This is a genomic window from Yoonia sp., from assembly GCF_042093035.1.
In the GTDB taxonomy this organism is placed as follows: domain Bacteria; phylum Pseudomonadota; class Alphaproteobacteria; order Rhodobacterales; family Rhodobacteraceae; genus Yoonia.
The window spans coordinates 1-6,278 of sequence record NZ_JBELFI010000132.1; the positions used below are offsets into that span (position 1 = coordinate 1).

The following is a 6,278-nucleotide window of genomic DNA, read 5'->3' on the forward strand; positions in this document are numbered from 1 at the left end:
AACATCCATCACCACAGCCAGCAGAATTCGCCGCAGCTTCAACACCACCACCATTTGGCGCAGCACCGCCGCCACCGCGACCTCTGCGTCCTGTTCTGGCTTGTGCATCTGACATCAAACGTCTCCATCAAAGGCTGCGTGTTGAGCGCATGGATACCCTGCCCGTCCAACCCACGTGAGTGGTTTTGCGGCCCCTGAGATTGGAAAACGACATAGCACGCGCAAAGACTTGCGTTGGACCGACAGTCGCAGTACCGAAGCGCCATGGAAAACACGACACACGAACGCCTGCTTATTATCGATTTCGGCTCTCAAGTGACCCAATTGATCGCGCGCCGGCTGCGCGAATTGAGTGTCTACTGCGAGATCCACCCCTATCAGAACGTCAACGATGACTTTTTGACCGAATTTGCGCCAAAGGCGGTCATTTTGTCAGGCGGCCCCGACAGTGTGACCCGCGAAGGATCGCCCCGCGCGCCACAGTCGCTTTTTGACATGGGCGTTCCGGTTTTGGGCATCTGCTACGGCCAGCAAACCATGATGACGCAGCTTGGCGGCAAAGTCGTCAGCGGCGAAGGCACATCCGAGTTTGGCCGCGCCTATGTAACACCGGAAGGAAAGCTGTCTCTGCTCGATGGTTGGTTTGCCGCAGACAAAGAACAAGTCTGGATGAGCCATGGCGACCATGTCTCTGAAATCGCACCGGGATTTGCGGTTTATGGCACCTCGCCAAATGCACCGTTTGCGATCACCGCAGATGTTGCGCGCAACTTTTATGCCGTGCAATTCCACCCCGAAGTCCATCACACACCCAACGGCTCCAAACTGTATGAAAACTTCGTGCGCCTCGCCGGTTTTTCAGGCGATTGGACCATGGGTGCCTACCGCGAACAGGCAATTTCCGCAATCAAGGATCAAGTTGGCGATGCCCATGTCATTTGCGCGCTGTCGGGCGGTGTTGATTCGTCTGTGGCCGCCGCGCTGCTCCATGAAGCGATTGGTGACCAGCTCACCTGCGTTTTCGTCGATCACGGCCTGTTGCGGTTGAAAGAGGCCGAAGAAGTCGTGGGCATGTTCCGCGACAATATGAACCTGCACGTGATCCACGCAGATGAGAGCGAATTGTTCTTGGGCGAACTTGACGGTGTCAGCGACCCTGAAACCAAGCGCAAGATCATCGGCCGCTTGTTCATCGATGTGTTCCAGAAATACGCCAATGGCATTGAGGGTGCGGCTTTCCTTGCGCAAGGCACGCTTTATCCTGACGTCATTGAAAGTGTGAGCTTTTCAGGCGGGCCGTCCGTCACGATCAAGTCGCACCACAATGTTGGCGGCCTGCCTGAGAAGATGGGTCTGAAACTGGTGGAGCCGCTGCGCGAATTGTTCAAGGACGAAGTGCGCGCCCTAGGCGTCGAGCTCGGCCTGCCAAAATCCTTCATTGGCCGCCACCCCTTCCCCGGTCCAGGACTGGCAATCCGCTGCCCCGGCGAAATCACCCGTGAGAAGCTTGAGATTTTGCGCAAGGCCGATGCGGTCTATATCGACCAAATCCGCAAGCACGGGCTCTACGATGATATCTGGCAGGCCTTCGTTGCGATCCTGCCGGTGCGTACTGTTGGCGTGATGGGCGATGGCCGGACATATGACTTCGCCTGTGCCTTACGCGCGGTCACATCCGTCGATGGCATGACAGCGGATTATTATCCTTTCAGCCATGAATTTCTGGGTGAGACCGCCACGCGGATCATCAACGAAATCCCCGGCATCAATCGCGTGACCTATGATATCACCAGCAAGCCGCCGGGAACGATTGAGTGGGAATAGGCGCAGACCTGGGGCAATGGGGCTTGCAAAGCGGCGCGACTGCGTCGCAACTGGCCCGATGAGCCCGACAGTCAAAGCCGCCTTCTGGATGATTGGTGCGATCACCTCCTTTACCTTGATGGCGGTCGCCGGTCGCACTGTGAGCAATGAACTTGATACATTCGAGATCATGTTGTTTCGCAGTCTCACCGGGATCGTCATTGTGGTTGGTGTTGCCTATTACGCAGGCACGTGGCGGCAGATCGGGCGTGATCGTCTGGGATTGCATGCCACCCGCAATATTTTCCACTTTGCCGGACAGAACCTGTGGTTTTACGCCATCACCCTGATCCCTCTGGCACAGGTCTTTGCGCTTGAATTCACAACCCCGGTTTGGGTCATCCTTCTGTCGCCGCTGATCCTCAAAGAGCGTCTTACGGGTATCGGGCTCTTGAGTGCAGGCATCGGATTTCTCGGTATTCTGATCGTCGCGCGCCCTGATCCGGCGAATATCAGCGTGGGGCTATTGGCGGCTGCGGCCTGTGCTGTCTTTTTTGCGCTCACCGCGATCTTGACACGCAAATTGACACAGACAGAAACGATTACGACGATCTTGTTCTACCTCACCACCATGCAGGCGGTCTTTGGGCTTGTGTTTGCGGGATTTGATGGTGATATCGCCGTGCCATCCCTAGCGGCCCTCCCTTGGGTAATTGCAATTGGTTGCGCAGGATTGCTGGCGCATTTCTGCCTGACCAATGCGCTGCGCATCGCCCCTGCAAGCGTCGTGATGCCAATAGATTTTGTACGACTACCGACAATCGCTTTGGTCGGCATGTTCTTGTACAATGAACCACTGGAGCTTTTGGTCTTTGTCGGTGCCGGTCTCATTTTTGCGGCGAACTACCTCAACATCACTTGTGCGATGCGGCGCCAAAGCGCGCGTTAACGGCGTCCGTGAAATTCTATTGCATTTTTGTGACGCTACGACGCGCCAAGAATTATGACGTGGCGTCATTAATTGACCCAATGGTTAGGCAGTAACTAGGGTCCGCGCACACTATTTCATCATGACAGGGACGAGACATGAAAAATGCAATCACGGCAGGAGCAGCGCTCCTGCTGACATCGTCGCTCGCGCAGGCGGGCGGTTTGGATCGATCGGGAAACCCGTATTCCGTTTTATTTGAAGACGGCAACTACGTGCAGTTGTCATTCTCGGCAGCAAAGCCGGACGTCAGCGGCTCCTATGACGAAAGCGTGCCATCGCTTGGAACAGGCTCCACCGGGAATATGGCTGAAAGCTATGCCTCAGCCGGGATTGCACTGAAATACGCGGTCAACGACAAGCTTGACCTTGCACTTTTCTACAACAGCCCCTTCGGCGCGGACGCCTTATATGGGGCTGGCTTCTACGACGGGCTGCAGGCCACGTGGGACACGACGCAAATCACCGCGTTAGCAAAATATCAGGCAGCACCTGGGATATCTGTTTACGGCGGACTTCGGGGAATTCAATCGCAGGCGAAAATCACCCTCCCGGATAGTCTGGTGCGGCTTCGTCTTCAGGGTGCTGCTTTGGCTGGGTCCACCGCAGCCGGTACCATATTGGCGAACAATCCAACGTCCGGGTTGGAATACAACGCCGAAACTGAAAGCAATATGCAGGTGGGCTATGTTATTGGCGCAGCTTATGAACGCCCTGAAATCGCACTGCGGGTCGCACTGACCTATGAAAGCGGTGTTACCCATGATTTCGACACGAGCGAAACACTCGTTGGGATTGGCGTCAATGACGCGCAAAGCACAACCGATATTCAGCTACCACAATCCATCGCTCTGGATTTTCAATCCGGTGTCGCGGCAGACACGCTGGTCTTTGGCACCATCAAATGGACGGAATGGTCTGTTTGGGAAGTGCGCCCCGCTGAATACTTAGCGCTGACCGGACAAGAGGTCACCGGGATCGACAATGATGTCATGACCTACCGCATCGGTGTCGGTCGCCGCATCAACGACGCATTTTCTGCCTTCGGTCGCGTCACATATGAAAAAAGCGACGGCGGCGTCTCATCACGTTTGTCACCGACGGACGGCTCCGTCAGCTACGGGGTGGGCGGCAGTTACACTGTTGACAACATGAAAATCACGGCCGGGGTCGAATATGCGCTATTGGGCGATGCAAAAGACAGCACCAATGTGGTTTTCTCTGACAACTCCGCTCTTGGCTTTGGCATGAACGTCGGCTTCAGCTTCTAACCCAACATGCACGAAACCCGAAAACAAAAGCCCCGCTTCTTCAGGCGGGGTTTTTTCCAGCCATGCGCATGAAACGGGTTGCCGAACCTACCGCGAAAAGATCATCTCCGGCCCATGGCACCGCTGCAAAAAACCATCTCCCCGCGCGCCTGGTTCGCCCTGGTGACGCTCTCTTTCATTTGGGGGGCATCATTCCTGTCAATTCGCATTGCGCTGGACGAAATCGGCCCGCTCACCACAGTCGCACATCGCACGGGCTGGGCAATGCTGATCCTTTGGGGCTTCGTTTTGATCCGCCGGTTGGCGTGGCCAAGGGGCTGGCGCGTCTGGCTGGCCTTTCTGGTGATGGGGCTTTTGAATAATGTCATCCCTTTCAGCCTGATGGCCTGGGGCCAACTGCATATCGAAAGCGGCCTGACCGCGATCCTGAATGCCTCCACTGCTATATTTGGCGTCCTTGCTGCTGCGATCTTTCTTGCAGATGAGAGGCTCACGGGGCGAAAGGCAGTCGGTGTCACGGTCGGCTTTGTTGGTGTGTCGGTCGTGAGCGGCATCGAGGCAGTCAAAGGTTTCGATATCCGTTCACTTGGTCAGTTGGCGATAATCGGCGGGACGATCAGCTATGCCATGGCTGGTGTTTGGGCGCGCAAAACGCTTGGCCATCTCAATCCGGCGGTTGCTGCGGCAGGGATGCTGACAGGAGCCAGTATCATCACCATTCCAATGGCTTACGTTTTCGAAGGGCCGCTGAGCCTTAGTTTGCAGCCGCGCACATGGGCAGCCATCGGCTATTACGCTGTTGTTGCCACTGCAATCGCCTACATACTCTACTACCGGATCCTGGCCATGGCGGGCAGCGGTCATCTGATGCTGTCCACCTTGCTGGTGGCACCCACAGCCATCATTCTGGGCGCCATCGTGCTGGCAGAGGCACTGCCCATGCAAGCCTACGCCGGTTTTGTACTGCTTGCGCTTGGGCTTGTGATCCTCGACGGGCGCTTATGGCAAACGCGCAAGCACCGCGCGGGCCGCCCGTAAACCCGGTGGGTCGCCGCCCTGCCCCAGCCGTTTCATCGTCAACGCCATCGCCGCCCTTTGCGCCGTTGGGTCAGCCATGACCTGCAAGACGGCCTCGGCGATCGGACCGGCTTGGCAGTTTGCGCCAATGAACTCTGGCACCGTGCGCGTATCGCTGACCAGATTGACCAGTGTTACCGTATCAACCAAGAGCATCCGGCCAATCACGATCCGGCTGAGCCATGCCATATCATAGGCAATCACCATTGGGGTGCCACTGGCGGCCAGCTCCAAAGAGACGGTCCCGGAGGCCGCCAGCGCGACATCAGCGCGTTTGAACCACGCCGCTTTCTGGGCTGATCCGGCCGGCAATACGGTGACTGGCACGGACCACGCCGCCGTACGCGTTGTCACCAATTCATGTACGTTCGCCGTTGTTGGGATCACAAACCGCGCGTTTGGCACATCTTGCACGATCCGCGCTGCCGCCGCACCAAAGCGATCGATCAGGCGCGACACCTCCCCCCGCCTGCTGCCCGGCAGGATCAGGACAACCCGCCCCCCACCCAACGCGTCAGCGTCCTCTTGACTGGCAACCGGCTCGGCCACGACAGGATGGCCCACAAAATCACACGCCATGCCAGCGGCTTGCATCAGGGGCGGCTCAAACGGGAAAAGTGCCAGAACATGATCGATATGCCCCGCCATTTTCGCAGCCCGGCCGGGCCGCCACGCCCAGACGGTTGGTGCCACATAATGCACCGTGTGAATATCACTTGCAGCCTTCACGAGCCGCGCCACGCGCAAGCAGAAATCGGGGCTATCGATGGTAATCAGCACGTCCGGTTTCGTCGTGATGACAGCCTCAGCCATTTCGCGGATCCGCGCCTTTAGGCTGCGGTATTTCGGCAGAATTTCGGCCAACCCCATCACGCTCAACTCATCCATCGCAAAGCGGCTCTGCAAGCCTTGCGCCTGCATCAGCGGACCGCCGACGCCATCATAGTCCACGTCGTCGCGCAAACTGTTGAGCCCGGTCATCAACGCACCCCCGAGCTTGTCGCCAGAGGCTTCACCTGCGATGATGAAAACCCTCATATGCCCCCCTTCGGGCGCACCCAAAAGAACATCCCCGCCGCGTCCAAGACTGCCAGAACGCGCGGCAGATCGAGGACCATGACGCCACCCGCCTCAATCAC

General features: G+C 57.4%; 5 protein-coding genes. 4 read left to right on the forward strand and 1 reads right to left on the reverse strand.

Going from position 1 to position 6,278, the window contains the following annotated elements; all coding sequences use genetic code 11:
* Nucleotides 1-264: 264 nt before the first annotated feature.
* From guaA to ACFDSS_RS12970, 4 genes are all read left to right on the forward strand, one after another.
* A complete protein-coding gene (gene guaA / locus ACFDSS_RS12955) occupies nucleotides 265-1,824 on the forward strand; it encodes a glutamine-hydrolyzing GMP synthase (protein ID WP_375256150.1) in 1,560 nt (519 codons plus the stop codon).
* A gap of 58 nt (nucleotides 1,825-1,882) precedes the next feature.
* Nucleotides 1,883-2,752 carry a DMT family transporter gene (locus tag ACFDSS_RS12960; protein WP_375256151.1) on the forward strand — a complete coding sequence of 290 codons (870 nt, stop codon included), beginning with the start codon at nucleotides 1,883-1,885 and terminating at the stop codon, nucleotides 2,750-2,752.
* Between the two features lie 137 nt (nucleotides 2,753-2,889).
* Nucleotides 2,890-4,062 carry an OmpP1/FadL family transporter gene (locus ACFDSS_RS12965; protein ID WP_375256152.1) on the forward strand — a complete coding sequence of 391 codons (1,173 nt, stop codon included), beginning with the start codon at nucleotides 2,890-2,892 and terminating at the stop codon, nucleotides 4,060-4,062.
* 114 nt (nucleotides 4,063-4,176) lie between these two features.
* Nucleotides 4,177-5,100 (forward strand): DMT family transporter, encoded by a 924-nt coding sequence (locus ACFDSS_RS12970; RefSeq protein WP_375256153.1) that lies wholly within the window; start codon nucleotides 4,177-4,179, stop codon nucleotides 5,098-5,100.
* Here the strand turns inward: ACFDSS_RS12970 and lpxB are convergent.
* On the reverse strand, nucleotides 5,062-6,177 hold the full coding sequence (gene lpxB, locus ACFDSS_RS12975) for a lipid-A-disaccharide synthase (RefSeq protein ID WP_375256154.1): 1,116 nt from the start codon (nucleotides 6,175-6,177) through the stop codon (nucleotides 5,062-5,064). The genes ACFDSS_RS12970 and lpxB overlap by 39 nt on opposite strands.
* Between the last annotated feature and the right edge of the window lie 101 nt (nucleotides 6,178-6,278).